General features: G+C 66.4%; 25 protein-coding genes. 8 read left to right on the top strand and 17 right to left on the bottom strand.

The genetic code is table 11. The features are described 5' to 3' along the window. Window positions 1-42: 42 nt before the first annotated feature. From AC07R7_RS15315 to AC07R7_RS15250, 14 genes are all read right to left on the bottom strand, one after another. Window positions 43-405: a helix-turn-helix domain-containing protein gene (locus AC07R7_RS15315; RefSeq protein ID WP_494635765.1), complete on the bottom strand. Its 363-nt coding sequence runs from the start codon at window positions 403-405 to the stop codon at window positions 43-45. Continuing rightward, on the bottom strand, window positions 402-794 hold the full coding sequence (locus AC07R7_RS15310; protein ID WP_494635764.1) for a hypothetical protein: 393 nt from the start codon (window positions 792-794) through the stop codon (window positions 402-404). Before AC07R7_RS15310 ends, AC07R7_RS15315 begins: the two co-directional genes overlap by 4 nt. Window positions 795-927: 133 nt before the next feature. Continuing rightward, window positions 928-1,209 carry a helix-turn-helix domain-containing protein gene (locus tag AC07R7_RS15305; protein WP_494635763.1) on the bottom strand — a complete coding sequence of 94 codons (282 nt, stop codon included), beginning with the start codon at window positions 1,207-1,209 and terminating at the stop codon, window positions 928-930. Beyond that, the gene (locus tag AC07R7_RS15300; protein ID WP_494635762.1) at window positions 1,206-1,547 is read right to left on the bottom strand and encodes a type II toxin-antitoxin system RelE/ParE family toxin; all 342 of its coding nucleotides are present in this window, start codon (window positions 1,545-1,547) and stop codon (window positions 1,206-1,208) included. The genes AC07R7_RS15305 and AC07R7_RS15300 overlap by 4 nt, the downstream gene beginning before the upstream one ends. Before the next feature lie 74 nt (window positions 1,548-1,621). Continuing rightward, window positions 1,622-2,491: a relaxase/mobilization nuclease domain-containing protein gene (locus tag AC07R7_RS15295; RefSeq protein ID WP_494635761.1), complete on the bottom strand. Its 870-nt coding sequence runs from the start codon at window positions 2,489-2,491 to the stop codon at window positions 1,622-1,624. A gap of 155 nt (window positions 2,492-2,646) precedes the next feature. Beyond that, complete coding sequence (gene mobC / locus AC07R7_RS15290) at window positions 2,647-3,171, bottom strand: plasmid mobilization relaxosome protein MobC (RefSeq protein ID WP_494635760.1); 525 nt, start codon at window positions 3,169-3,171, stop codon at window positions 2,647-2,649. Between the two features lie 184 nt (window positions 3,172-3,355). Further along, window positions 3,356-3,967, bottom strand: coding sequence for a hypothetical protein (locus AC07R7_RS15285; protein WP_494635759.1), 612 nt, complete (start codon window positions 3,965-3,967; stop codon window positions 3,356-3,358). Window positions 3,968-3,998: 31 nt separating this feature from the next. After that, on the bottom strand, window positions 3,999-4,901 hold the full coding sequence (locus tag AC07R7_RS15280) for an ArdC family protein (protein WP_494635758.1): 903 nt from the start codon (window positions 4,899-4,901) through the stop codon (window positions 3,999-4,001). Window positions 4,902-4,972: 71 nt separating this feature from the next. Continuing rightward, the gene (locus tag AC07R7_RS15275) at window positions 4,973-5,284 is read right to left on the bottom strand and encodes a DUF736 domain-containing protein (protein ID WP_494635757.1); all 312 of its coding nucleotides are present in this window, start codon (window positions 5,282-5,284) and stop codon (window positions 4,973-4,975) included. Window positions 5,285-5,684: 400 nt separating this feature from the next. Then, a complete protein-coding gene (locus AC07R7_RS15270) occupies window positions 5,685-7,664 on the bottom strand; it encodes a ParB/RepB/Spo0J family partition protein (RefSeq protein WP_494635756.1) in 1,980 nt (659 codons plus the stop codon). A gap of 528 nt (window positions 7,665-8,192) precedes the next feature. Then, window positions 8,193-8,696 (bottom strand): PH domain-containing protein, encoded by a 504-nt coding sequence (locus AC07R7_RS15265; protein WP_494635755.1) that lies wholly within the window; start codon window positions 8,694-8,696, stop codon window positions 8,193-8,195. 63 nt (window positions 8,697-8,759) lie between these two features. Next, window positions 8,760-9,533, bottom strand: coding sequence for an alpha/beta fold hydrolase (locus tag AC07R7_RS15260; protein ID WP_494635754.1), 774 nt, complete (start codon window positions 9,531-9,533; stop codon window positions 8,760-8,762). A gap of 73 nt (window positions 9,534-9,606) precedes the next feature. Beyond that, entirely contained in the window at window positions 9,607-10,044 is a 438-nt protein-coding gene (locus AC07R7_RS15255; RefSeq protein ID WP_494635753.1) for a DUF2147 domain-containing protein, read from the bottom strand. A gap of 119 nt (window positions 10,045-10,163) precedes the next feature. After that, window positions 10,164-10,760 carry a TetR/AcrR family transcriptional regulator gene (locus AC07R7_RS15250; RefSeq protein ID WP_494635752.1) on the bottom strand — a complete coding sequence of 199 codons (597 nt, stop codon included), beginning with the start codon at window positions 10,758-10,760 and terminating at the stop codon, window positions 10,164-10,166. Window positions 10,761-10,915: 155 nt separating this feature from the next. Between AC07R7_RS15250 and AC07R7_RS15245 the strand changes: the two genes are divergently transcribed. The 5 genes from AC07R7_RS15245 (at window position 10,916) to AC07R7_RS15225 (ending at window position 19,348) form a co-directional block, all read left to right on the top strand. Continuing rightward, window positions 10,916-12,091 carry a saccharopine dehydrogenase family protein gene (locus AC07R7_RS15245; RefSeq protein WP_494635751.1) on the top strand — a complete coding sequence of 392 codons (1,176 nt, stop codon included), beginning with the start codon at window positions 10,916-10,918 and terminating at the stop codon, window positions 12,089-12,091. Continuing rightward, window positions 12,088-13,803 carry a C45 family autoproteolytic acyltransferase/hydrolase gene (locus AC07R7_RS15240; protein WP_494635750.1) on the top strand — a complete coding sequence of 572 codons (1,716 nt, stop codon included), beginning with the start codon at window positions 12,088-12,090 and terminating at the stop codon, window positions 13,801-13,803. The genes AC07R7_RS15245 and AC07R7_RS15240 overlap by 4 nt, the downstream gene beginning before the upstream one ends. Window positions 13,804-13,897: 94 nt before the next feature. Continuing rightward, complete coding sequence (locus tag AC07R7_RS15235) at window positions 13,898-15,274, top strand: aminotransferase family protein (protein WP_494635749.1); 1,377 nt, start codon at window positions 13,898-13,900, stop codon at window positions 15,272-15,274. 36 nt (window positions 15,275-15,310) lie between these two features. Next, window positions 15,311-17,902 carry a TonB-dependent receptor gene (locus tag AC07R7_RS15230; protein ID WP_494635748.1) on the top strand — a complete coding sequence of 864 codons (2,592 nt, stop codon included), beginning with the start codon at window positions 15,311-15,313 and terminating at the stop codon, window positions 17,900-17,902. A 105-nt stretch (window positions 17,903-18,007) separates the two neighbouring features. Then, complete coding sequence (locus AC07R7_RS15225; protein WP_494635747.1) at window positions 18,008-19,348, top strand: MFS transporter; 1,341 nt, start codon at window positions 18,008-18,010, stop codon at window positions 19,346-19,348. Window positions 19,349-19,408: 60 nt separating this feature from the next. Here the strand turns inward: AC07R7_RS15225 and AC07R7_RS15220 are convergent, their stop codons facing one another. Together AC07R7_RS15220 and AC07R7_RS15215 are read right to left on the bottom strand one after the other, a co-directional pair. Next, the gene (locus AC07R7_RS15220) at window positions 19,409-20,566 is read right to left on the bottom strand and encodes a saccharopine dehydrogenase family protein (RefSeq protein ID WP_494635746.1); all 1,158 of its coding nucleotides are present in this window, start codon (window positions 20,564-20,566) and stop codon (window positions 19,409-19,411) included. A gap of 106 nt (window positions 20,567-20,672) precedes the next feature. Continuing rightward, window positions 20,673-22,127, bottom strand: a complete 1,455-nt coding sequence (locus AC07R7_RS15215; protein ID WP_494635745.1) for an amidohydrolase family protein — start codon at window positions 22,125-22,127, stop codon at window positions 20,673-20,675. Between AC07R7_RS15215 and AC07R7_RS15210 the strand changes: the two genes are divergently transcribed. From AC07R7_RS15210 to AC07R7_RS15200, 3 genes are all read left to right on the top strand, one after another. Then, window positions 22,126-22,371: a hypothetical protein gene (locus tag AC07R7_RS15210; protein ID WP_494635744.1), complete on the top strand. Its 246-nt coding sequence runs from the start codon at window positions 22,126-22,128 to the stop codon at window positions 22,369-22,371. The two genes, AC07R7_RS15215 and AC07R7_RS15210, sit on opposite strands and share 2 nt — an antisense overlap. 32 nt (window positions 22,372-22,403) lie before the next feature. Beyond that, a complete protein-coding gene (locus tag AC07R7_RS15205) occupies window positions 22,404-23,384 on the top strand; it encodes a GlxA family transcriptional regulator (RefSeq protein WP_494635743.1) in 981 nt (326 codons plus the stop codon). Window positions 23,385-23,488: 104 nt separating this feature from the next. After that, window positions 23,489-24,616 (top strand): DJ-1/PfpI family protein, encoded by a 1,128-nt coding sequence (locus tag AC07R7_RS15200; protein ID WP_494635742.1) that lies wholly within the window; start codon window positions 23,489-23,491, stop codon window positions 24,614-24,616. A gap of 30 nt (window positions 24,617-24,646) precedes the next feature. Here the strand turns inward: AC07R7_RS15200 and AC07R7_RS15195 are convergent, their stop codons facing one another. Then, window positions 24,647-25,384: a TetR/AcrR family transcriptional regulator gene (locus AC07R7_RS15195; RefSeq protein ID WP_494635741.1), complete on the bottom strand. Its 738-nt coding sequence runs from the start codon at window positions 25,382-25,384 to the stop codon at window positions 24,647-24,649. Window positions 25,385-25,460 lie beyond the last annotated feature (76 nt).

Here is a 25,460-nt window from a genome sequence, read left to right as displayed (position 1 = left end):
GCTCCTGCTCTCACGGCACCCGCATAATCACGCGCCATCGGGTCAGGCCTTTCCGGGCTTCGATCGCGCCCGCAGGTATTCTGCGAACCGGCCAAGCTCCAGGCGATCCTCTTCCGATAGGGTGGCGGCCTGCCGGGCGAGGTGTGCCACATCGGCGGGCAAGGCCGACGAGACCTCATCTTCACCCGTGAGATAGGCTACGGACTGACGGTAGAGCCTCGCCAGCCGCGTAAGCTCGATGGCCTCGACGCGGCGCTGACCGTTTTCAATATCAGTCAGCGCCGTCCGGGGGAGCTTCAGGTAAGTGGCGACTTCTTCCTGCTTCAGGCCCAGGTACTTCCGTGCATCGCGCAGCCGCTCGCCAAGGCGTCGCCGTGCAACGTCGTCATCGTCCTGCGCGGTCACGACTTTGCCCCGTACTTCTTCGTCCACACTGCTTCGAGCCGCGGAAGTAGGTGGTCCATCGCGGCCTCAATAGTTCCATAGCCGCCGGTGCGGACCAGACTGTCCTTCAGCTCAAAGCCGATGACAGGCTCAACCGCGCAGAGGACGTCAACGACCGAAAGCGAGTCGAGCGGGATCGCCATCTTGAGAAGCGCCGGGCGCTCCTTGGGTGGCTCTAGCCCTCGGACTTGGGCTTCCGCTTCGGCGAGTAAGGTCAGCTCAGCCAGCAGGCAGGACTGAACCGCCGCCAGCGGGAAGGCCTTGGTGTGCAGTTTGTCGTCGAGGTCCGATGTCATGTCGATCTGCCCGTTGACTACATTCGACCAATGTAATGTCGAATATTCCGACATGCAACCCCTCGGAGATTCCAGGCGTGTCATGCAGCTTGGCCGTCACGCTTTCACCGAGGTTGAGGTCGTCTTCCCGTGGTGCCCATCGAGCGGGACATCACCATCTTCGACCAGACGAGAACGCCAGGACGCATCACGCCGCGCTGGCCACCTGCAATTCGACATGAAGGCCGGCCGCCGCCAGCATGTTGACCAGCGTGTCGAGGCTGAACAGATCGATCTTGCCCCGCACGAGGTCGGAGACACGCGGCTGGGTCACGCCGAACAGCTTCGCCGCAGCGGCCTGGCTCAGAGCCTCCTGGGCGATGTGGTCCCTGAGCGCTATCATCAGCCGGGAGCGTAGCTTCATGTTTTCGGCCTGGCCGGGGTCGCTCTCGATGGCGTCCCAGACGCTGGCGAAACGGTTGTCGCTCATGCCTTCAACTCCTTGACCAACTCCCGGTAACGGTGCGCCGCCAGTTCGATGTCCTGGCGGCTGGTCCGTTGCGACGTCTTCTCGAAGCAGTGCAGGACGAAAACCGCCTCGGCGAACTTGGCGACGTAGATGACGCGGAACGCGCCGGCCTTGTCGCGGACCCGTATCTCCCGGACCCCTTGGCCGATGGTCGTCATCGGTTTCCAGCCGTCGGGATCGCGGCCGTTCTGCACCAGATCGAGCTGAAAACCCGCCTGCCGCCGTGCCGCGTCCGGGAAACGCCGAAGGTCCTCAAGCGCGCTTCCCCGAAACGCCACCGGCTTCGGAGTCTCAGTCATCACTGATCCCTTCTATACAAGATTTTGTATGCCCAGCAATGGTGAAGCGATTGCCGGCCCCTGAGCGGTCGGGATCATCGGCCGCGCTCCTTTCCGTCGTCAGGCGACTGGCGGATCAGGGCGTGATTGGCGGCGCGCAACTCGCGCGCCAGCGCCAACCGCTGGCTATCCGGCCGAGGCATGGATCGAACGAACGCCTCGACCTTGGCGCCGAGCGCCTGGTCGGTGGGGTCAACCGAGCGGCCGAGCAGCTTCGCCTGCGCCAGGTAGAGACCCCGCACCTTTGCTTGGCGCTCCAGCATCTGGGCCTCCCAGGGCGTGGGCGCCGTCTCGCCTTTGAACGCCGCCTTGGCGGCGTCATTATAAGCGGCGCGCCGGACCTTCGCCGGCTCACCCTGGCCGGCTTCGTGCCGTTCGCGGATTTTGCGCAATGACGTGCGTTCGGGCTTTCGGGTGATCCCCCGCGCTCGTCGCGGCGTTGCCTCGGCTTCCACGCCGCGATCCCGCAGCGCCTGGGCGAAGACCTGGCGCCAGGTCTCCAGATCGGCCTTCTTTGGATTGAGGCGTTCGCCCTGGTCGCCGAGCGCGCGGACGGCGAGATGAACGTGCGGGTGCTCGGCGTCGGTATGCAGGGCGAAGACGTAGTCGAACCGGTCGGCAAAGACCTCACGAGCGAAGGCGCGGGCGGCGTCGCAAACAGTCCCCGGGTCTGTATTGGCCGGCATGGAAAGCACGACCGACACGCTGAACGGCGTGGTGACGCGGCGCCGGCTGTCGGCCAGGGCGATGGCGCTCCAGTCGTCGGCCACTTCCCTGACGGCGGACCGACCGGTGATCACGGCGCCGTCGCGGTCCTCCACCTCCAGCTCGCCGTTGCGCGAGATGTAGTCGAGATGGGCACGGAGGTGGCCAGGGTCGTGGGTGCGACCTGTGACCTTGACCATCACCTCCGGCGCTCGGCCAGCGACGCGGGCCAGCCGCGCGCGGGCGGCGTCTCCGGTTCCCGATCCGCGTGGCGCCAGGATCGCGCGCGGTGTCCGGCGCGGCAGCACTGGCGGACGCCAGGCGTCCTCGAACCCACGAACGGTCCGGAAGTCGCTCATGGTTCGACCTGCCAATATGCGAGATTGCCTGCGAAGGCTTCGTGCAGCGCCAGCATGTGGGCGCGGATCTCGGCCCGCAGATCGTCGAGATAGGCCAGCTCCAGGTCGAGCACCTTGCCCTCCATGACGGCCGTGTTCAGGGCGCGCGCGATCTGGTTCACGTTGACGCCGATGCGCCGCAACTCGGTCTGCATGGCCAGCAGCGACAGCTCGTCCGGGCGGCGGAATGTCGGTCGTGCATGAAGCCGGCGACGGACGAGCGCTGCGGCCCAGCCGTTGCGGGTCAGGCCCATTTCGGCCGCGGCGGCGTCCAGACCTCGGCCGTCGGCCGCCGCCAGGCGCACGGTCAGTTTCACGGGCCGGGCGGCCAACCGGCCGGGCGTGGCGCACGATGGCGCGGGGGATGCGCAGGCCTGTTCGATCAGATGACGCAGCGCCGCCGAGCGACCGCCGCGCTCGGCCGCCCAGCCGTCGAAGCTGGTCGCCAGGTCGTCGGGAACGCGCACGTTGAAGTTCGCCATCGGCCGCCGTCTGCGTAAAGACCCGCCGCCGCCAAGGCTATCCTGCCATAGACCGCGACGAGGACAGACTGGCTCCTCCCCTCGGCGGGCGCGACGCGTAAGTCTACGCATCGCGCCCGCCACCCGCCGCACCTGCGGCGCGCCCCAGCCGGGCCTGTCGAGACGGTGACGCGATGCGTCGCGTTTATAGTGTTCTCGGTCGGATCAGGCTCTGGCCTGCGTTGACCGCCTCCATCACTCCGCCACCCAACCGCATGTCGAGCATCAGCATCAGCTCGGTGAGGTCGGCGAACTGGATGAAGGCGCCGCGCCGCCGGTTGGCCACCATCTGCGCGGGGTCGCTGTGCAGCGCTACACCCCAGCCCTCCGAGAAGGCGCTGCTGGAATTGGCGGCGCGGGAAGTGGGCGTCAGCCGGACGAACCGGAAACCCTTCAGCGCAGCTACCCGCCGGTTCATCGTGTGGCTGAGAATACGGTCGCCGAGATCTTCGTCGGGAAAGGCTACGCGGTAGGCCGGGCGATACCGGCTGTAGGTCACGTCCACCCAGACCTGAAGCGACTGATGCAGGATGTGACAGCCCTCGACGTCCCAGATCGGAAAGCGGGGGTCGCGCGGCGGTGGCGGCCGGACTTGCACCAGCAGCGCCCGGCGCGCCGATCCCCGGCCCAGGACCCGCTGAACGTCGCCGACATAGGTTGTGATGGCCTCTTCATCGACGGCAGCGATCGGCACGTGCAGACATTCGGCCAATCCGTGCCGCCTGATGGCCATTTCGCGAGCAATCTCGTCAATCATGGCTCAGGCTACACCGCGACGGGACCGCCTCCTATGAGGAGTCGGGTTGAAACCCTCGCAGGAAATCGCAGGCCCGCTGGGCGTGGGCCGCAGCGGTGAAGACGAACCGCCGGTCGTCCTTCAACACCTTCAGCCAGCTCTCGATGTAGCTGGCATGATCGGGCCTGGGCTCAAGCTCGAGCCCAAGGTCGGCGCAGAGGAACGCCGCGCCCAGTTCGGCGACCAGCTCTTCGCGAGCATAGCCATCGTCGCCCCTGCGCTTACCGCCGAAGTCCCGGTCGAGCCGGGTCGAGTGCCGGGTCCAATGGATGCATTCGTGGGCCAGGGTCGCGTAGTAGGCCTCCGGATCCCCAAAGCACTCGAAGGGCGGCATCTGCACGTAGTCGGGCTGCTGGGCATAGTAGGCTTGGTTGCCGCCGTGGCGGATGTCGGCGCCGGGTGCCGCGAAGAAGGCGTCGGCGTGATCAATCCGTTGGGCGGCGTCGAGTCTGGGCTCGGCCACCGCGTAGAAGTGGTCGGGTAGGCCCTCGACCTGATCGACGTTGAAGACGGTGTAGGCCTTCAGGAACGGAATCTGGCGCTCGACGTCCTGGCCGTCGTCGCCAGACTCGGTACTGGTGATCCGGTTGGCGTAGACCACCGCCGAACCGTGCTCGCCCTTGCGCACATGGCCACCGAGCGCCAGCGCCTGACGGAAGGTGATCCAGATCGGCGCCGTGTAGCCGCGGGCGATCGCCTCGGCCCAGAGCAGGACGACGTTGATCCCACTGTAGGGCTCTCCGGTGGAGCGCAGCGGCCGGGTAATCCGGCCTGCCAGATGTTCTGCGGACCAGGGCTTGGTCCAGGGGCGGACGCCGTTTTCCAGTTCGGCGATGATGGCGTTGGTGACCCGGCTGTAGAGATCGGGGCGTGAGGTCTCGTGAGGGCGCGCCATGGCGGCCTCCTGTGGTTTCGGTTCTGGGGGAAGCGGCGCCCCGCCAGTTCGGCGAGGCGCTCTGCGATGGGTCAGTTCGAGCTGGTGCTGCGCGACCAGATCAGGCTGTAGCCCTCGTCGGCGTCGACCAGGCTGGCGTAGATCGGAGCCGGGAAGCTCGGGTCGTCCAACTTGACCGAGAGGTAGGCCCGGTCCTCGCGGGAGGTCTTCTTCCAGGCAGCGCCGAATTCGGTTTGGCCGGAGAAGATGCGGAAGTCGGGGGCCTTGTCGTTGTCCTTCTCGACCTTGCGCAGGACGGCGGACTTGACGTTGAGCGTGAGGGTCTTGATCGCGCCGTTGTAGTTGCCGGCGTCGTCCTTGGTGAAGGTGCCGATGGTCGCCATGGTGAAGTCTCCTGGTTCCTCGGACCGCGCCCATCGCGGCCTCGATGGCGATTTCCAGGACGAGGGGCGCTGAGCGCCGCAGCCGCAGGCCCGCAGCGCAGCGGAGGACGCCGGCGACGACTTGTTTGGCCCGCGAGGAATTCGGCGCAGCCGAAGGGGAAAGAAGTCGAGGAGCCGGCGTTGCGGCGATCAGCGGAGCCGGAACGGCTCGTACCCCTCGGCCCTATCAGGCCAGAGAGGCGGCATGGGCCGGTTGCGAAGGTTGAGGAGATCGGCCAGGTGACCGGGACCGCACCCATGTGGCGTCGCCTCACACTCCGCACGGAAGGAAAGGCCGCACGCCTCATCGGCGCACGGCCCCAAGTCAGAGAGATGGAGGCCGCAATTGGTGGCCTCGCCTCTAGGCGGCTTCTTCGTCCAGGCGCGGCGCCTCGGATTGACCCTCAGACTCCGCCGGGGGCGGCGCCCGAAGCAGGCTCGGCAACCAGCCTTTTCCGGCCAGCAACGCCTCCGCCTCCGATGCCATGTCGGGCTTCTTCAGGCTGCCGATCCGCTCGGCCGCGTCGTCCGACACTGCTTCCCGCACGGCCTCGCCGATCCTGGCCTTGGTGACGCGACCCAGGTAGCTCGCCACGGTGGGCGCCCAATAGCCGGTCATGTCGAGGTTCACGGCCTGAACCAGTCGGTCGGCATGCGCCCACGCCCCCGGCTTGCGGTCGAACGGCGCGCGCACCGCATTGACCGTCAGGCTCGCGCAATGGGCCAGAAGGTCCAGGAGGTCCGTCGCCGCCAGCCCTTCGACGAACGGCCAGAGGTCCGCCGCCTCCTTGGGCAGGCGCACCGCCCAGCGCTCATGCCGTTCGGCGATGCTGCGCCCGGCGCGGGTGTCGTCGATGCCCGGCGCGTGGCCGTCGAGGTAGGCCGAGACGCCCTTGATCTCCAGGCAGGAGGCGCGGTCGTAGGGCGGATAGAAGGCGAACAGCGCCAGACTGTGGACCACCGCCGACAGGGCGACCGTGGGGTTGACGCCCAAGGCGTCGCGCAGGGCCAGGGTCCGATGGGCTGTGAGGTCCAGCACCAGACGCTCCGACAACGGGGCGCCCGCATCCTCCTCGGCTTCCTCACGATCGGCCGAAGCGTCGTCCTCGCCGCCCGCCGCATCGCCCGCGTTTTCACTCCCCGGCTCCACCTCGGGCTCGGGCGTCGGGATGTCCTCGGGCCTGATCAGACCTCGCTCGATGCGGGCGATACCGTCCTGGCCGAGGATGACGAACACGCCGCCACGCGCGATCTCATCCGGGTCGAAGGCCGTTCCGTCGCCGAAGGCCTCAAGCGTCGCATCGATCTCGGCGAACCGCGCCTCGATCTCGGGCGGGAGTTCCTCGACCGCGTCCCACTCGCTGACCAGGGCGTCGTACTCCTCGCCGAGCGCCGACATGCGGGCCGCCTCGTCTTCCGAGCGCTCCACCGGATGTGGGTAGACACGGGCGAGGCCGAGCGCGCGCGGGTAGTCGATATGGGCCTCGGCCCACTTCCACCCCTCCTTTTCCCGCACGTCCTGGGCGATCCCGGCCAGCTTCTCGGCGGCCAGTCGGTCCAGCAGGGCCGGGTCCTCGAACCAGCCGCCGCCGTCCTCGGTGAAGAGGTCGCGCAGGATGGTCCCGCCCGCTTCGCCATAGGCCTCCACGCCGATGAAGACCGCCCGCCGATCCGTGGCCGTGACCTTGGACTCGGTCATGGCGCGGCGGATCAGGTAGGGCGGACGCTCCGTCCCCAACTGCTCAAGCACCTGCTCCTGGCGGTCGTGATCTTCGCTGACCGCATAGGCCATCATCTGGTCGAGGGTCAGGTCGCCCGCGCGGTAGCACTCCATCAGCTTCCCGCTGACCGCGCCAAGCCGAAGCCGCTGCTTCACCACCTGGGCCGAAACGCCGAACCGGGCGCCGATCTCCTCGGCGCCGAGACCCCGCCGCTCAGCCTGCTCGCGAAACGCCTCGAACTCGTCGGCGGGGTGCATGCGGAAGCGGGTGACGTTCTCGTCCAGGCTGATCTCGTGGGGATCGTTGGTCAGGTCCACCACGCAGCGCACCGGCTCGGCCTTCTTGACCACCTTCCGCTTGGCGAGCAGCAGCAAGGCCAAGCGGCGGCCTTCTCCGATGGTGGTCAGATAGAAGCCGGTCGGCGCGCCAGCCTTATCCACCTCCGGTTCCACCACCGGCGCCTGCAGGACGCCCTTGACCGCGATGCTCGCGGCCAGGGCCTCGATGTCGGCTTCGGCATGGGGCGTACGCCGCGCATTGCGCGGCGACTTCTTCAACTTGTTGAGCGGCACATCGACGATGTCGAAGCTCTCATGGGTCACACGGGTCTGTTCGGTCATGGTCCTGCTCCTTGGGGCATGGCTTGCAGGCGCAAGGCGCGCCTGCAGGCTTGCCCGTCGGCGAGACCGGGGGTGCAAACGGAGGGGCGGCTTCGCGGGGAACCGGCTGCAGGGCTTGAGGCCCTGCATCCTTGCGATCCTTGCCCAGCCCGAAGCTGGGCGGGAGCCGATCCGAAGTGCGCCGGGGGCGGAGCCCCAAGCCACGGCCGCGCCTAGCGCGGCGCGAAAGAGAAGGCTGCAAGGAGCCTGCGCGCCGAAGGCGCTGCATGGCGGGAAGCGCCGTCGAGCGGCCGGCGGCGCCGCAGGCGCCCGAAGGGGCGGACCCGTAGGAGCCGCGGCACGCGGCGGGACCGAGCACGCCCGCCGGCTGCTCTCCGTCTTCAGGGGCGTTGCGGGGCTCCCCCGCTCGAAGGGGTCGGACGAGACTCCAGGCTCGGCCGCAGGGGAAGGCCTTCCCCTCCTACCGTCGAGGCTCGGCGCGTCGACGATAGTGGCGACCCAAGACGCATGGGTAGTCCAGTTCCGAGGTCAATCTCCGGGGCGTCGATGCGCGCTACCGCGGCGTGCGAGCAACCTGTCGCGGAGCCGTTCAGCCTCTTCCTTGCTCGCGCAGTCGGGCGAGATCAGCCGCTTGCCGTTGGCAAGCCTAATGGTGATGCCGAAGGTCGGGGTCAGCGTTTCCCAATCGCGCTCGTTTAGATCGACACCCGCAATTGCACTGATCGGGACGACGTCCCGTCGCTTCTCCCATGCCGAGCGCCGGGATATCTCGACGGAGGCGTCCTTCACGACCCACGTGGTGTGTTCTCCAAGAGCCGCCGTGACGAGTAGGAGACTTCCAATCGCCACGCCGCCTACCACGATGGGCACGACAACAAGCGATTGCCACCCGATCGGCCGCAGGGCCGGCCAGAGCTCCTTCAGGACGACGACGACGATGGCGATGCCCAAGGCCCCAAAGGCGACCCTCGCAATCGGCGAGTACGATCGGACCAGACGAACTTCACCCGTAGTCGGTCTGCCTACGGCCATGACAGCGCTCCATGTCTGGCTCGGCGGCGAGCAGCGCCCACGACCGAGCGCTAGCCAACGCGGCTACGGTCCAGCGGCTTGTGCGGCAACGGCATCAACCGCGGCGGCGACGGCCTCAGGACGATCCTTCTGGATGTAGTGACCGGCATCCTTGACCGGCAAATTGGCTTCAACGCCCGTGAGACGCAGCCAGTCCCGCTGCAGTCTCTTTTCCATGTCTCGAAAACGCGGGGTCTCCATGGGCTGGGGGCGCGTCCTCACCAGGATGCGGGCCGGCAACGCCAAAGGTCGAGTGTCCAAGGCATCGGTGCAGATCGCCTGATCAGCAAATTCCCGCTTGCCGGCGGCGCCCATCGACCAGCCGATCGACTTGATCAAAAGCGCCGTGTCCGGGGCCTCCCGCTGCATCGTAGCCCAGTGTTGCGGGTGGGTCGGATCGACGAGCACCAGCCCGGCGACCTCACCCGGATAGAGGCGCGCATACACGTACTGGTACAGGCCACCCAAGGAATGGCCCACCAGGAGATACGGTGGTTTGAGGCCGCGCGCCGCAAGCAGTTCGTGGAGTTCCCGCGCGATCGAGCATGGGTCGCGCCCACCTTCCGCCTGAGGGACTCCCGCATAGCCGGGCCGATCGTAGCTGAAGACCGGATACCGGCTTTGCAAGGCGCGCTCGGCCTTCTTCCAGACGGCGCCGCCGTCGCCAAGCCCGGACTGGAAGACGACCGTCGGTCGCGTGGCGGTGAGGTCCTTCGGTTGAGGCGCTTGGGCTACCGCTGCCCCAACGGCGAGGAAGGGTGAAAGCAACAGGCCGATGCAGCGAAGAAGGCGAGTCATAGACGGGTTCCCTTGAAAGAAGCGAGCCGGTCAGCCGCTGCCCAACGCCCTCGAGCTAGTGACGGAGCCGATCTCACCTGACGCCCGCACAAGCCTCGTGCTTGGGGGCAGGACGCAGCGTTTCCGTTGCGACTACGCGCCCCCGCTCGTCCGTGAGGAACAGCTTCAGAGCAGTCCTTTCCTCGATCAAACGAAGCCCAAACGTCACGCCCGACTCCGGGTCATACAGCCATCCGCCAGCCCATTTGCCGCCGCCGTCCGACGACAGGGCGCCGATGATGGGAAGGTTGCACAGGGGGCGCTGACGAAGTCGCCTGTCGTCGTTCCGCTCGTCACGCCCGGCCAAGCCTTCGCGCGCCCACACCAATGTTGCGCAGGAGCGGCCCGCGCAATTGCTGAACTGTAGGACGGCGCTCCGGTCCGTTGTGATCCAGCGCCCGGTCGGGAGCGAAGGTCCTGAGGGCCCTGCAGCGATCAACGACGCCGCCAAGGCCAACGCTGTGCTCAGCATGCGTACTCCCTGCCCGGTGCTGCCGGACAGCCGGCTAAATCATTCGCTTTATCTAAAGCGAATGATTTAATCTGGCAAGCGTAGGGACAGCAAATTGCGGCCGCTTGCCTCGACGGACCTCATCGCCGCGCCGAAAGTCCGTCGATGTACCCCTTCAGGATCGAGCGTTGGCGGGTAGCGGTCATGCGGGCGGGCATTAGGGCCCCATGCACGCCAACGCCGTCCATCAGGCACACAAGGACCTCGGCCTCGTTCTCGACGTCCAGGTCAGGAGCTAGGAGCCCGTCGTCCCGCAAAGCGCCAAGCAACTTGGCGATATCGGCGATCATCTGCGCGTACCGCTCCGAATGGTTCTGTACCAACGCCGGGACGCCGTTGGCCGCAACGGCGAACGACAGCCAAATCCTCCATAGCGTGCGGCTCTGGACGTCGAGGGGAAGCAACTCCGCGATAAGAGCTTCGAACTCACGGATCGTGCGGACCCTGGAGTGGGCCTCGAAGGTCTGGCTGATGCTGTCGCTGACGGTTTCGAGAACCAAGTGCATCAGCGCTTCCCGGCTCGGGAAATAGTGGGTCAGCACTCCCACCGTGCAACCCAGCTCCGCCGCGATGGCGCGAAAGGATGCGTTCTCGAGACCGTTGCGGGCGATCACACGCAGGGCGGCTTGGACCACGTCGTTTCGTCTAGCGACCTGTTTTTCGGCGGGCTTGGCCACGGAAGAATCTGCTCCTGAAGATCCGTCGTGTTGATCTCTAAGCGCGCGTCGCTCAACGACCAAGCTTTCCTGTGAAAAATAACAACTGTTATCGAATTCTCTTGCACGCCTCGGCGCGGCCCGGCAGGTTGCCCGCGCTGTCCGAGGAGTTGGCGATGCGAATTGTGGTGTTGGGTGGGGCGGGCGAGATGGGCCAGATCTCCGTTAGAACCGCCGCGGAGTTGCCCTTCGTTGGCGAGATCGTCGTCGCCGACCGAAATCTTGCGGGGGCTGAGGTCGTCGCGGCGCAATCCCGAAACGCGCGGGCCGTCCCGGTCGATTTGCGTGATCGCGACGGGTTGGCCGCCGTCCTCGCGAGCGTGGACGTGGTGATAAACGCTTCGGGCCCGTTCTTCGAACTGGGCGTCCCGGTGCTCGAGGCCGTCATAGAGGCCGGCGCGAACTATCTCGACATCTGCGACGACTGGGAACCTACGCTCGACATGCTCGCCTTGGATGGCCGGGCCAGGGAACGCGGCGTCACCGCTGTGTTGGGGATCGGCGCTAGCCCCGGTCTCACCAATCTGCTGGCCGTGAAGGCCGCGAGCGCCCTGGATGTCACCCACGAGCTCCTGACCGGCTGGTGCATCGACGACCTCTCCGGCGAAGAGACCGCGAAGATGGCGCAACGGACCGAGCCGTCGGCGGCAACCATCCACTGGATGCAACAACTCTCAGGGAAGATTCGCGTCCAGAAGGATGGCGAGCCCAAACTCGTCAAGCCGCTCCAGCGGAGGGAAATCGCCTTTCCGGGGCTGGGTCGGATCGCCGCCTGGACGGTCGGGCATCCGGAGGCCGTGACCCTGCCGCGGACGGTCGTTGGCCTGCGCTCGTGCGTCAACGTCATGACCTGTTCGGATGAAAAGACCTTCCGGGGGCTCAAGCTTCTGCAGGGGCTGGTCGACACCGGGGTGTTCTCGATCCGGGAGGCCGCGCGGGAGTTGGAGCGATCCGACGCAAAGGGCGGCGCCGCAAAGCGCAAACCCTTCAAGAACCTGCCCGGCCTCTTCGGATGGGCGGAAGGTCTCAAGGATGGCCGCCCTGTCGTCTCGGCGGCCTGGCTCCGGGGATTGCCCGCTGGAGGCATGGGCGGAACCACGGGCGTTCCGCTTGGCCTCGCGCTTCATCTGTTTGCCGGCGAAACCCGTCCGCGCTCGGGTGTGCTGACCCCCGAGGAGGCCATCGCACCTGATTGGTTCTTCAATCTGCTGGCCCCATGGTGTGTCGGTGACTTCGCCACTGGAGCGGATCTCATCGAGCACGGCCAGGTCACCGCCGAGGCGGCGAGATGATCGAGCAGGCCGCGTTGACAGTTGTCGGCCGTAGCGGGTCCGGCACGCACTCCAAGGTGGGGCGACTGAACGTCCTCGCACTGGAAGGAGAACCGTTCGAGGTCGGCCTTCAGCAAGGGGCCTTGTTAAAAACGGAGATCGCCGCTGGATGCGCGCCGGTGTTCGGCGGCGAGCGCGGGTTTGATGACCTCTTCTCGAACCTGCCGCAGGCCGACGCGGCCTTGGCTGCCCGATTGGTCGACGGGCTCTATGCGGAGTTGGAGCTAGGCCTCGATGACGGGTTGAAGGCTGAACTGGCCGGCATCGGGCAAGGCGCCGATGTTCCGTTTCACGTCCTGCTGCGGGCGAGCTTTCGATCGGAAATCCTGCAGATCCTGGCCGCCATGGACGCCGCTTCGCGTCTGAGCCGTCCGCCGGGCGAATGCACGGCGCTGATCGCCACGCCGGACCGTACGCAGGACCGGCGGCTGCTTCACGGAAAGAACCAGGACTACGACGGAGCCGGCCTGTGGGATCTCGTACCGACGGTCGCCGTCGTGCGGACGCCGGGTGCGTTGCCCCACGTTCGCGTCGGGACTGCCGGCTTGCTGAAGGCCAGCTTCGGCATGAACGCGGCCGGCGTCACCGTGGGCGGGCACCTGCTGTTCTCAAGATTCGCTCAGCCGGCTGGAACAGGCTTCACCGCGTTCGAACATGCCCTGCTCAAGCGCGCGGACAGTCTAGCCACGGCGGAAGCCATCCTCGCCGGCCAGGCGCGATGGGGCGCCTTCGCCTTCGCGGTCGCCGACCGCGATAGCGCCCGAGTGTTCGAATGCGACAGTCAAGAGGTCTTCGCCAGAACCCCGCGCGACGGACTGCTGGCTTGCGCCAACCACTACGTCGCGCCCGACGATCCGGCGGCTCGCGATCTGCTGCTGGCCGAGGGGGCCGGGCGAAATTCTCTGGCCCGTTGCCACCGTGCACGGACGGCTGCGGGAGAAGGCGACCTGACCCCGGCGCGGGTGGCGGACATACTCGCCGACCGCTTTGATCCATGCTGCGAGGCTGTGCGCTCCTTGGGGCAGACCATCGCTGGTCCCCTGACTGTGATGTCGGCGATAGCCGAACCTGCGTCCCGGCGATTGTGGGTCAGTGAGGGCGACGCGCCGACCTGTGATGGCCCCTATATCGGCTTTGACCTGGCCGAGGCGTTCGATGGCGGCCCCATCCGGCTGACCGAGCCTTTGGCGCCAGGCTTGTTCGCAGCCAGCAAGCGCCGTGTCGCGCTCCGCGCCAGCATGGCCGCTCGGAGCGCCCTTGAGACGGCTGAAGCGGACGATCCGGAGCGCGCGCACGATGCTCTCAGGCAGGCGATAGACTTGGACCCAACCGACTCGACGCATCGTCGACTCCACGCGCGGCTCCTCATCCGCCTGGAGCGATTTGAAGCGGCGCTCGACGCGCTCGAAATGCCGGCCGCGGTCGCACAATCAGTGAACGAACAGGCGGAAGCGGCCTACCTGGCGGCTATCGCGCTTGATTGCCTGGGACGGCGAAGCGACGCGGTCCGGCGGTTGAACGAAATCCTGGAGAGAGACCCGCTGGGCCCGGCCCTGACGCGGCTCAACTCCGGTCTGATCGACTTAGCTCGACGTCACGTGACCAAGGCCTTCGAGGTCCGGGACGCACGCCGGCTGCCGATGGCGTTCACCCTGCACAGCGGCGTCGAGTAGGCGCGAGCGGTCGGCGTCGCAGCTTGACAGTGGCCTCGCTCGCCTTCATTTAATAATAACAGATGTTATTTTTATGACATCGGGGGTGGACGATATGTCGGTCGATCAAACCGTCTTGCATGCGACGACTGGAGCCGATCGCTGGGGTCATGTGCTCGCGCATCACGCCCTGGAGGTGGAGATCGCCAAGGCGGAGGGGGTCTATGTCTTCGATACTGCGGGCCGCCGCTACTTCGACGCCTCCGGCGGGCCGATGGCGGTCAATCTCGGTCATGGCGATGCGCGGGTCATCCGGGCGGTGACCGAGCAGATGCAACGCTTCAGCTACTGCCACCCCGCGCTTGCGAATGGTCCACGGGCCGATCTGTGCCGCGACATTGCGGAGGTCACCCCCGAAGGCTTGGACAAGGTCTATCTGGTGTCAGGTGGTTCGGAAGCCGTCGAGACCGCCATCAAGCTGGCCCGTCAGTACCATTTGGCGCGTGGGGCGAGCGGCAAGCACAAGATCGTCAGCTGCTACGACAGCTATCACGGCATGACGCTCGCCACCCAGGCGCTGTCGGGATCGCCAGGTTCGGCGGGACCTTTCGAGCCGATGATGCCTCGGTGGCCCCACGTCCAGCAGTACAGTGACGCCCGCAAGCCCGAGTACCTCGACCGGGAGGCGTGGGCGCTGGTCTGCGCCCGGGAACTCGAGACCCTGATCCACTATGAAGGCGCGGCCAGCATAGCCGCCTTCATCGCCACGCCGCATGGATCGGGCGCGGACTACGGGCAAGTCGCGCCGGCCAGCTATTGGCATGAGATCCGCCGGATCTGCGACGAGCACGATGTCCTGTTCATCGCCGACGAGGTCGTCACCGGCTTCGGACGGACGGGCCGCTGGTTCGGCATGGATCACTTCGGGGTCGTCCCCGACCTGATGACCTTCGCCAAGGGTCTGTCGGCCTGCTACCTCCCGCTCGGGGCGGTCGCCGTGAACGCCAGGGTCGCCGAGCCCTTCGAGACGAAGACCCACTTCATCCACGGCTTCACGCACGGCGGCCATGCCGCGGCGTGCGCGGCGGGCTCCGCCGTGATCCGCATCCTTCATGACGACCACCTGGTAGAACGGTCGGCGGCCATGGGGCGACGGCTCTTCTCTCACGCCGAGCGTCTGCTTGCTCATCCTACCGTGGCGGCGGTGCGCGGTTGGGGCCTCTTCATGGTGCTCGAATTGGTCGATCCGGCCGGAGGCGGGTTCTTCGATCGCGGCCAGGGCGCCGAGCGCCTGTTCCAGCGCAAGGGGCTGGACAACGGCCTGGTGCTGTACAGCTCCCTCTACGGGCCCCGTCGCACCGCTCGCTTCGAGCGCGGACTGCCGATGTGGATCAGCCCGCCCTTCGTCATCACCGAGACCGAAATCGACGATCTGGCCGAACGGCTGGATCGCACTTTGTCGGAGTGGGAGCGCGCGCTCGGCGTCGCCTGAGACTGCAAGAACAACAGAAAAAGTGGGGAGAGAAAAATGCACGGACTATGGGGCGCAAGCCTGCGCACGCTGGCGATATCGACCGTCGGCTTCGGATTGGCGGTTCCCGCCGCATGCTGGGCCCAGGCGGATCCCGGAAGCGTCTTCGCCGTCGATGAGATCGTGGTGACCGCGCAGCGCAAGGAGGAACGCCTGAGCGAGGTTCCCATCGCGGTGACCGCTCTGAGCCAGGACCAACTGGACGCCAGGCAGATGACCTCCGCCACGGACCTGCAACTGATGGTGCCCAACCTCAGCTACACGGACACGAATTTCGGCGGCGCGAACTTCTCTATACGGGGCATCGGCCGGTCGGTGATCGGCGACGGCGCCGACTCCGGGGTCGCCCTTCATTCAAACGGCGCCTTCATCCAGGGCGACACTACCGGCGGAGAGTTCTTCGACCTGGATCGCGTCGAAGTCCTGCGCGGACCGCAGGGCACGCTGTTTGGGCGAAACGCCACCGGCGGCGCCATCAATATCGTCTCGGCAAAGCCTGGTCCCGACCTGGAGGGGGCCTTCGAGGTGGGAGCCGCTTCGTTCGACGGCTGGTCAGGGGAAGGGATGCTCAACCTGCCGCTCGGCGACAACGCCGCCACGCGCCTGGCATTTCGGGCGGCGCGCGAAGACGGTTGGGTACGCAATCTCTACACCGGTTCCCGGATCAACGGCGGCGAACTGGTCGCGGTGCGTAGCAGCTGGTCTTTCGATCCAACCGCCTCCACCCACATCGACCTCATCGGCAGCTATTCGAGGGCGCGTGGTAGCGGCATGACGGCGACCAAGCGGCTCTGCCACAGGGATCCGGTCGGCAATCTGGGGTGTCTATCAGACCGTCTGGCATTCGAGGCGCCGAACTTCCGCGGAACGCTGGCCGGAGCCTTGGCATCGCTGGACACTTCGCGGGCCGTCCGCGGCGTCCAGGCGATCGTTCCCGTTGGGACGGACCCGTTCAAGGACAGCCTGACGCCGGCCAGCTACCGGGAAGTCGCGATGGATTTCGACCCCAGCGTGGACAACCGGACGGTCAACGTCACGCTGGGTATCCAGCAACAACTCGGGTCGTTGACCTTCGATCTGCTGACGAATTTCCGCGAAGCGCGCGGGGAGTACACGACGGACGACGATTTCCTCGTTGCCTCCGGACAGTTCACGCCCGTTCCGATCTTTCCGACCGGCGTGATCCCGACCAGCGCACCCGACCCGACCAATCTGGGCAGTGTCGGCGGCAACACGATCGGCGCTTTCGGCAGGCCCTACACGCTCGAACGCGGAACTTCGAAGAGCTCGCAGTGGCTTCAGGAAGCCCGGATGACGTCGGACTTCGACGGGAGGTTCAACTTCACTGCCGGGCTCTTCTACCTCAACTACAAGAGCGAGGAGGACTTCTACTCGATATCCAACGTGCTCGATTCGGCATCAGCGGTCTTTGGCGGGGCGACGCCGCCGTTCTTCCGGCTTGAGACGCCGGTCAGCGATCTCTCGTCCTACGCCGCGTTCGGGGAGGTCTACTTCAAGCTGGCCGACAACCTGAAGCTCACCGGTGGCCTGCGTTGGACGCAGGACCGTAAGGCACAGGTGAACCGCAGCATGTTGCTCGAAGAGACGCCGTTCGTCTCCAACACGGCGAAGACCGAGGCCTGGACCGGGCGCGCCGGCTTCGACTGGAAGCCGGCGTTCGATCGGGACGGCGAGACCCTGGTCTACGGCTTTTATTCGCGGGGCTACAAGGGCGGCGGCTTCAATCCCGACGGGCCGGACGTAGGCGTGCCGGCATGGTTCGAACCCGAGTTCATCGACGCATTCGAAGCCGGCGTGAAGACCCGGATCGGCGAACGGCTTTGGCTCAACGCAACGGCGTTCCACTACGACTACAACGGGCTCCAGATCTCCAAGAGCCTCAACCAGACGATCCTCAACGAGAATGTGGACGCCAAGATCTGGGGCCTTGAGGCCGAGGGCGTTCTCAAGCTGGAGCATGGCTTCCAGATCGACTTCTCGGTGTCTCACCTGAACACGGAAGTCGGCGATACGATGAGCATCAACCCCCGGGACCCGACGGGCGGTCTGCCGGGGTTCGTTACGGTCAAGGACAACAGTCCGTTCTCGGCGACCGTCGGTGGTAACTGCATCGCCACCACCGCCCAGCTGGCGAATCTTCTGGGCGGGCAGCCGTTCGGAAGCTGCTCGAGCCGCGCGCTCAATCTATCTCCGGGGAACCCGGTGAGCCTGAAGGGCCGCGAGTTGGCGAACTCGCCGGACTGGAACCTCAATCTCGGTATCCAGAAAAGCGGTTCCGCCGGCCGCCTGACCTATCTGGCGCGCATCGACTACAGCGCGCGCTCGGCGTTCTGGGGACGAATCTTCAACGACCCCATCGACCGGATCAAGGGCTGGCAGGTCCTCAACGCCTTTGTCGAAGTGCGTCCGACATCCAGCGAACTCTACCTCCGGGCCGCGGTCAGCAACCTTTTGGACGCCGACAACATCACCGGCCACTACCTCACCGATCCGGCCAACGGACTGGCCACCAACGTCTTCACCCTGCGACCCCGTGAAGTCTCGGTCGCGGTCGGCTTCAGATTCTGACGACGAAATGATCCCGCCGGGAGGCGCGTCCCGTCGCGCCTCCCGGCGCGGTTCTTCCAGAAAATCAGGTGAGCATTGTCCCATTCGTCTAGTCGTGGCGAGCGATTGCCTCTGGTCTCGCTGATCGCTTACAGCCTCATAACCCTGCCGCTCGCCTGTGCCGGACTGCCCATCGCGCTCTACCTGGCGCCCCTATACACGGACCATGTGCGATTGGACCTCGTCGGGGTGGGGCTGGCCCTGATGGCCGCGCGTATCGTCAACGTCGTCGTCGACGTCCTGGTCGGCTGGCTCAGCGACCGCGACGGCGTGCTCGGATTTCGGCGCAAACCTTGGATCGCGATGGGAACCCCGGTCATGATGCTGGGGACTTGGCGGCTCTTCATGCCCCCGGACGACGCGACCCTGAGCTACCTCTTTGTCTGGGCCCTGGTCTTCTACGTCGGCTGGTCGCTGATCACGGTGCCGTACGGCGCGTGGGGGGCCGAGATGTCCGAAGACTACCACGAGCGATCGCGCATCGTCGGCTATCGGGAATCGATGAGCGTTGTCGGTTTGCTGTTGGCGGTGACGGCGCCGCTATTCTTCGGCGCTGATACCCCACTGGATCGCGTCGCGACCATGAAAGCCGATGTCACGGCCTTCACCTGGCTGACCGTGGCCTTGCTGCCGATCGCTGCCCTGATCCTGATCTGGCGGGTTGGCGAACGTCCAGCGGCACAGGCGTCTCCCGGCCATCGCCACAATGCGGCGCTCTTGGCCAACAAGCCCTTTCTCGTACTGCTCGCGGCCGGAGTGGTGTCCGCCCTCGGCAACGGCATCAACCAGACCACGACCATCGCCTTCTACACCTACCGCGCGCGGTTGCCCGCGGAAGCCGACGTCATGATCTTCGTGTTCTTCGTGGCCGCGCTGGTGGGCGCGCCATTTTGGGTCTGGCTAGGCGCGAAGCTGGGAAAGCACCGCGCGCTCGCCGTGGCGGCGGTTTGGAATGCGGCGTTCCTGGCGTTGATGCCGTTCATTCCGCCAGGCGACGTCGTCAGCTACACCTGTCTCCAGGTCGCGACCGGGTTCGCCTATTCCGGCCCGCTCATCCTGGGTGCGTCGATGGCGGCCGACGTCATAGACCTCGACTGGCTGAAAAGCGGCAGCCAACGTGGGGCGCTGTTCATCGCCGTCTGGGGGGTGGGTCAGAAGCTCTCGGAGGCGGTGGGCGTCGGAATCGCCCTACCGGCGCTGAAGGTCCTGGGTTTCACGCCTGAACAGGCGATGTCGGTGCCGGCTCAAGCCGCGCTCGTATCAGTCGGCGTTCTCGCCCCGATGGTTCTGGCCCTATGCACCGTGCCGCTGATCTGGATTTATCCGATCGACGCGCGAGCGCAGCACCGCATTCGGGCGATCATCAACTGGCGGACCGCCAGAGGCGCCAGCCTTCCAGCTTCCTGATCGCCCTAGAAGGCGCTCCGCCAGCCAGGCGATGCAGGCCGCCTCGGCCCGCCCAAAGCGTCAGGCCGTCTCGTCCTTGAACGCTAGACCGGCGTTCCTCTGGAGTCGGTCGATGAGCTTCTGCCCGAGCGCTGCGCCGGGCACCGAGACGCCGGCAGGCGCGGACGCACCTTCCTTCACCAGACAGACCGCCGTCTCGGCGATGATCTTCGAGGTCGAACCGTAGCCTGGGTCCCTGTCGCCATGGACACTGCCACGCACCTGACGGCCGTCCTTGTCGATGCCGATGAACAGCAGGTCGTAGAAGCCGGCCTCCCGCTCTTCCTTCGAAGGCCCTTCGCCCGGTTGCGGCCCGGCGGCGCCTTCGAGATCCGGGAACTCGACCGGCGTATCCGGGGTCAGCGCGATCATCTCGTCGTAGACGAAGTCGGCTCCGTAGGCGTGGTCCTGCAGCAGGTTGGACCGGTGGACGTTCTTGGTGTTGATCATCGCCATCATGAACGGCCCGACATTGGCGCCCAGGTCGTCGTCGTAGACAGGTTGATCGCCGCCGGGCTGCTCCGGCCCCTGGAATCCAGGCGTGAGGGCGAAGGGGCTGAACATCAGCATCATCAGCCCGGGATCCTTCCCGATGGCCTCCATTGTGGCCCTGCCGGTCGCGGCGGTGCCGCCGGACATGCCGCCGAGCATGGAGCGCACGCGCCCCTTCACCCGCGCCACCGGATGCCCGAAGTTCGTCCGGGCCAACTTCTCGACGAAATAGACCCCCAGCTCGAAGGGGACCGAGTCAAAGCCGCAGGAATGTAGAATCCGCGCGCCGGTCCGTTTCGCCGTCCCGTCATGGGCGGCGATCGTCTGGGCCATCCAGTTGGGCTCGCCCGAGAGATCCAGGTAGTCGGTCCCCGCCGCCGCGCAGGCCGCCACCAGATCCGAACCATAGAGCTGGTAGGGACCCACCGTGGTCAGGATCGCCCGGGCCCGGCCGACCATGGCGTTAAGCGAGGCCGGATCGGAGGCGTCGGCTACCACCAGGGGCGTCTGCTCCGGTGCGCCGATCTCGTCCCGTACGCGGGCGAGCTTTTCGGCGCTGCGCCCGGCCATGGCCCACTTGACCTCGGCGCCTACCCCGTAGGTGGCGTTCAGGTACTCCGCGACCAGCCGGCCGGTGAAGCCGGTGGCCCCATAGACGATGATGTCGAATTCCTCGTCGGCGTTCATGGCGCTAGATCCCTTGATGAGGCGGTAGACTTCCCGGAACTCCGCATGAGGTGCCGCCAGCCCGTGCTTTTGGCGGGAAGCGGTCCTCGCCCCCCGTCGTCCGGTCCTATGATTTGGTCGCGAGGTCGGACTTGTATTGCCGTTCCACGAACCAGCCGACGGGCCTGAACAAGGCGTTGTAGGCCGGTGATCGAAAGTGGCGGCGATAGCTGGCCAGCCATCGATCGACGAGGGCCCGATCGTATCGCCGGCCGTCGGCGATCACGATCCGCCAACGCCGCAGCGCGCCCAGGTCCTTGGTCGGGTCCTCGCCCAGAAGCAGGATGTCCGCGCGCAATCCCGGCTGCAGGATCCCGGTCTCATGGGCCTTCATGTGGCGGCCGTTCACGACGGTGGCAGAATGCAACGCGGCTTCCGGGCTTCCGAACGCCGTCGCCAACTCGTCGACCTCGTTCAACAGCGCATCCCCAGGGACAGCCCAGGGCATCAATGTGTCGCTGCCGGCTAGGACCTCGATGCCTTGGCGCCTGGCAACGTCGCTGATCCTCTGGACGGCTCCGACCGAGGCCAGATGCTTATGAATGGCCTGCTGGCCTTCCGGGTGGGGCACAAGGCCGGGCCAAGCCTGGGCCCAGATGTCTGGAAGCATCCCCGCGGCCGCGGTTGGCGGAAAACGTACCCGGTCGCTGGCGGTCAGCCTCGCCCGATAGGTCGAAATCGTCGGCGCGATGCTCAAGTGCTGAGCCTTCGCCATATTCACCGCCTCGGCGATCTCCTCGCTGGGCATCTCGGGCAGGTCCGCCGGGTTTATGTCGCTGCTCCAGAGCGGCTTGCGGTGCAGGTACGGGAAGCCCGTCAGATGCTGGACCTCCATCTCTCTGACGCTCGCCAATCCAACCCCGTGCGGAAAGTAGCCCACCGGCGGAAGCCGTGCCTCTGCCGCCGCCTCGGCGATCGCCCCAAACGTCGCCGCGTCCAGGTGGCTGTAAACCTTCACGCAATCGCTGGGCTCGGCCGTAATTCTGCGGACCGCCTCGCGGCCTTCGTTCGGATTGCCGACCGCCAAGGCGAACGGCCACAGGCGATCCTCGCCGTCCAGCACCGGACCGCACCGGGAGACGCGCGGCCCGCCTTCGCGCCCCGCATTCAGGCGTTCAGCCCATGTCCGGACACTGTCGTCGGCCGCCCCCATGTCGCGCACGCTGGTCACGCCATGGGCCAGATATTGAAGACCGAACAGTTGCTGGATGCCGACCAGAATCGGCGTTGGCGTGTGGACATGGGCATCGATCAGCCCCGGGATTGCAATGCAGCCGGGACAGACTGGCGAGGGATCGCCCGGCGCCGTGGCGCGGATCGACTGGATGCGCCCCGCGCGGACGGTGATCGTCTGGTGCTCGGCTCGATCGACGCCCGGATTCAGCACCGTCACGTCACTGATGACGATGTCGGTGCGCGGCGGCGCCGGAAGGCGCGGCGGGATCAGGACGAGCACGGCCCCGGACACGGCGGCGACGATTGCCACCACGCCTACGCCGGCGATGAGAACGAGACGTCGCATGAAGCCCTCCAAGTCTTCCAGCATTCCAGCGACGGGCGGCGAGCGCGCGGACAAAGGGCTCGCAATTTCGGCCATCGCCAGTCCACCGCTGCCCGCGGACCTCGCGCCTTGGCACGGCGATGACCTGATGGAGAAGGCGCCCTGGGGCGAGTATGCCCTCACCAAGAGGCGTCCCGCCGAAGCATGGTCGGTCGCGGATGGCAGAATGTGTTATATCTGCCAGCATTCTGCCGCCCTGCGGTGAAGGTCGTGAGAGCCGCAATGGTCGGAGGACGGGTGAAGACGGTCGTGTTTGTCGGCTTCCGGGGCGTGCAGGCTCTCGATGTCGTCGGGCCGATGGAGGTGTTCTCCATGGCCAACAGGTTCTCTTCCCGACCTCGCTATGAGGTCATCCTGGCCTCACCTGACGGTGGCGACCTGGTCTGCAGTTCCGGGATCGTGCTGGCCGGCGCAACGGCGTTGAAGGACCTGCCGGCGGAGGTCGACACCATCATCGTCGGGGGAGGCGAAGAGGCGACGCTGCGCGCCCTTCAATCAACCTGGCTCGTGGACTGGGTGCGCGACCGGGCAAGACGAACGCCGCGCATGGCAAGCGTGTGCAGCGGTGCCTTCGTGCTCGCGGGCGCCGGGCTACTCGACGATCGGCGTGCGACCACTCACTGGGCCGCTTGCGAGAATCTCAAGACGTTTCGACCCTCGATCAAGCTCGAGCCTGACGCAATCTTCGTGGCCGACCCGCCCATCTACACATCTGCCGGCGTCACCTCCGGCTTGGATCTTGCGCTCGCGCTAGTGGAAGCGGATTGCGGCCCGGAACTCGCCTTGGCCGTCGCTCGCAACCTGGTGCTCTTCATGCGCCGGCCCGGGGGGCAGACGCAGTTCAGCGCGGGGCTCAAAGCGCTAGCGGCAGCGGCGCCGAAGCTTCGACAGCTCGTCGCCGAGATCGTAGAGCAGCCCGCCCAGGATCTGCGCGTGCCGGAGTTGGCCGCACGGGCGGGCATGTCCGAACGCACCTTTGCCCGGACATTCCGCCAGGAGACAGGCGTCACGCCGGCGGCCTTCGTCGAACAAGCACGGATCGATCGGGCAAAGGCAATCCTCGAAACCTCTGATTGGCCTCTGGCCCGGGTCGCGGAGCGCGCGGGTTTCGGAAGTGTCGCCGCCCTCCACCGGGTGTTCTCGAGCCGGCTGAAGATCACGCCCGGCGAGTATCGCCAGCGCTTCGGCCGGCGGGGCGCGGGACCATACGCGGCCTGATCGCCGCACGGCCGTGCAAGGCTTGGCGGAATGTGAGAGGCATTCGGCGTTTCCGCCAAGGGCGAGAGCCGCGAGACTCTCCTGAAGAAACAGGAGCATCTCCGTTGTCACGCACCCTCGCCCTTGCCGCCGTCGTGGCCGCCTTGTTCGCATCAGGCTGCGTTGCTGCCGCCGCCTCGGACGCTGGCGAGCCGAAGACCCCTCCGGCCGCGGTCTCGGAGAGCGAGTACGCCGTCACCCTCGCCGGACTCCGCCCGCCCAAACGCCAGCGCCCGGTCGTCGCGGTCCTCGGCGCGAACGACGGCAGCGAAACGACGGACTTCCTGCTGCCGCTCGCGGTGCTGAGGGAGTCCAAGGCGGCGGATGTTTTCGCCGTTGGCGTGTCCCGTGGAACGCTGACCCTGATGCCTGCGCTGAAGATCCGCGTCGATCAGAGCATCGCCGATTTCGACGCGCATTATCCGGATGGCGCCGATTACGTTATCGTGCCGGCGATGCACCGCGCGGACGATCCTGCGGTGGTCGCTTGGATCCAGAAGCAGTCGGCAAAAGGCGCGACGATCGTCGCCATCTGCAGCGGCGCGCAGGTAATCTCGAACGCCGGCCTGCTGAAAGATCGCGCCGCGACCGGACACTGGTTCGACGTCGAGGGCCTGCAGAAGCAGAACCCGACCATGCGCTGGGTTCCTCATCGCCGCTATGTCGTCGACCGAGGCGTTGTGACGACGACCGGCGTGACCGCATCGGCCCCGATCTCCCTGGCCCTGGTGGAGGCCATTGCGGGGCGGGATCGCGCTCGCGAGGTGGCCGCGGCCCTGAACGTGCCCGACTGGAGCCCCACCTACCAGAGCGGCATGTTCTCCCTGCAGCCCAACCTGCCGACGATTACGGGGAACAAGCTTGCGTTCTGGAAGCACGAGAAGCTGGGCATTCCGGTCTCCAGCGGGGTCGACGACGTCGCCCTCGCCTTGAGGGCGGATGCCTACTCCCGGACCTATCGATCCCAAGCGCTGACGCTCGCGGACGCGCCGGTCAGGACGAACCACGGCGTTGAGCTCCTTCCCGACCTGCCGGCGAAGGCGGAGGTTTCGCACACCCTGGCGACCTCGGCGAACTACGGCGGCTTTGCCGCCCTCGATCACGCGTTGGCCGACATCTCCGCCCGATACGGCGAGAAGACGGCAAGGTGGGTAGCCACCCAGGTCGAGTACCCGGGCGTCGATAGGAGGTAGGGCAGGAACGCGTCGCGTCGTTGCGGCGGCCTATCGGCTCAGGCCGCGAAGGAGCAGCTCAATGTTGGTGGTGATGAGCTCCTCGCGCCGCCAAGGCAACTCGGGGATGGTGATCAGGGCGTGAACGACGCCGATCGTGGTGGTCACTAGGACCTGGGAAAGCACTTCGGTGTCGATGTCCCTGAAGGACAGGTCCGCCTTGCCCATCTCGATCACGCTTTCCATCAGGGCGAACCGCTTCCTGACGTCGAATTGAACCACGTAGAACTGGTCGTCGTCCGCCTCCGCGACGTCCTGGTTCATGAAGACGATTCTGTAGCTGTCGGGCTGCTCAAGCCAGAAGTCGATCATTCCGCGAACGATCGCAGCCAGGCGCTTCGGGGCGGCCTGCTCAGTGTTCGCCGCCGCGACGGCGTAGGCTTCAAGTTCAGCGAAGACGTCATCCCAGAGGTGACGTAGGAGCGCGCGTTTGCTCTTGAAATAGCCGTAGAAGGTCATGGTCGGGCAGCCCGCCCGCTCGGCGATCTTACGGATGGAGACGCTCTCGTAGCCGTTCGTGGCGAAGAGCGTGCGGGCCGCATCCAGCAGACGCTGGCGCAGTCGCTCGCCTTCGTCGCGGCCTCGCCTTACGCGCTTCCCCACCGTTTCGGACGCCAAGGATTCGTCCCTCAAGTTCCTGTCCGAACCACTCGTAAGGCCTGCGCCTGGCGGCGCAAACTCCCATTCCGCCCTCATTGACGCCGCGGGCTTGGAACGCAGCGCATACATTTCGTACGCGCACCAGAAAACCCATCCATACGGTCCGGCAACGCCGTGTGCGGACGGCGACTGCCGCCCTTATGTC

The sequence above is a fragment of the Caulobacter sp. GW821-FHT05F04 genome (genome assembly GCF_059419665.1).
The sequence above is the reverse complement of the archived record's forward strand: the minus strand, read 5'-3'. Positions and strand labels throughout refer to the sequence as shown.

What these genes read in the sequence shown, in the direction of transcription:
- AC07R7_RS15310 (WP_494635764.1), bottom strand. Translation starts at nt 794, where the DNA reads ATGTCGGAATATTCGACATTACATTGGTCGAATGTAGTCAACGGGCAG.
- AC07R7_RS15305 (WP_494635763.1), bottom strand. Translation starts at nt 1,209, where the DNA reads ATGAGCGACAACCGTTTCGCCAGCGTCTGGGACGCCATCGAGAGCGAC.
- AC07R7_RS15300 (WP_494635762.1), bottom strand. Translation starts at nt 1,547, where the DNA reads ATGACTGAGACTCCGAAGCCGGTGGCGTTTCGGGGAAGCGCGCTTGAG.
- AC07R7_RS15295 (WP_494635761.1), bottom strand. Translation starts at nt 2,491, where the DNA reads ATGGTCAAGGTCACAGGTCGCACCCACGACCCTGGCCACCTCCGTGCC.
- mobC (WP_494635760.1), bottom strand. Translation starts at nt 3,171, where the DNA reads ATGGCGAACTTCAACGTGCGCGTTCCCGACGACCTGGCGACCAGCTTC.
- AC07R7_RS15285 (WP_494635759.1), bottom strand. Translation starts at nt 3,967, where the DNA reads ATGATTGACGAGATTGCTCGCGAAATGGCCATCAGGCGGCACGGATTG.
- AC07R7_RS15280 (WP_494635758.1), bottom strand. Translation starts at nt 4,901, where the DNA reads ATGGCGCGCCCTCACGAGACCTCACGCCCCGATCTCTACAGCCGGGTC.
- AC07R7_RS15275 (WP_494635757.1), bottom strand. Translation starts at nt 5,284, where the DNA reads ATGGCGACCATCGGCACCTTCACCAAGGACGACGCCGGCAACTACAAC.
- AC07R7_RS15270 (WP_494635756.1), bottom strand. Translation starts at nt 7,664, where the DNA reads ATGACCGAACAGACCCGTGTGACCCATGAGAGCTTCGACATCGTCGAT.
- AC07R7_RS15265 (WP_494635755.1), bottom strand. Translation starts at nt 8,696, where the DNA reads ATGGCCGTAGGCAGACCGACTACGGGTGAAGTTCGTCTGGTCCGATCG.
- AC07R7_RS15260 (WP_494635754.1), bottom strand. Translation starts at nt 9,533, where the DNA reads ATGACTCGCCTTCTTCGCTGCATCGGCCTGTTGCTTTCACCCTTCCTC.
- AC07R7_RS15255 (WP_494635753.1), bottom strand. Translation starts at nt 10,044, where the DNA reads ATGCTGAGCACAGCGTTGGCCTTGGCGGCGTCGTTGATCGCTGCAGGG.
- AC07R7_RS15245 (WP_494635751.1), top strand. Translation starts at nt 10,916, where the DNA reads ATGCGAATTGTGGTGTTGGGTGGGGCGGGCGAGATGGGCCAGATCTCC.
- AC07R7_RS15240 (WP_494635750.1), top strand. Translation starts at nt 12,088, where the DNA reads ATGATCGAGCAGGCCGCGTTGACAGTTGTCGGCCGTAGCGGGTCCGGC.
- AC07R7_RS15235 (WP_494635749.1), top strand. Translation starts at nt 13,898, where the DNA reads ATGTCGGTCGATCAAACCGTCTTGCATGCGACGACTGGAGCCGATCGC.
- AC07R7_RS15230 (WP_494635748.1), top strand. Translation starts at nt 15,311, where the DNA reads ATGCACGGACTATGGGGCGCAAGCCTGCGCACGCTGGCGATATCGACC.
- AC07R7_RS15220 (WP_494635746.1), bottom strand. Translation starts at nt 20,566, where the DNA reads ATGAACGCCGACGAGGAATTCGACATCATCGTCTATGGGGCCACCGGC.
- AC07R7_RS15210 (WP_494635744.1), top strand. Translation starts at nt 22,126, where the DNA reads ATGAAGCCCTCCAAGTCTTCCAGCATTCCAGCGACGGGCGGCGAGCGC.
- AC07R7_RS15215 (WP_494635745.1), bottom strand. Translation starts at nt 22,127, where the DNA reads ATGCGACGTCTCGTTCTCATCGCCGGCGTAGGCGTGGTGGCAATCGTC.
- AC07R7_RS15195 (WP_494635741.1), bottom strand. Translation starts at nt 25,384, where the DNA reads ATGTATGCGCTGCGTTCCAAGCCCGCGGCGTCAATGAGGGCGGAATGG.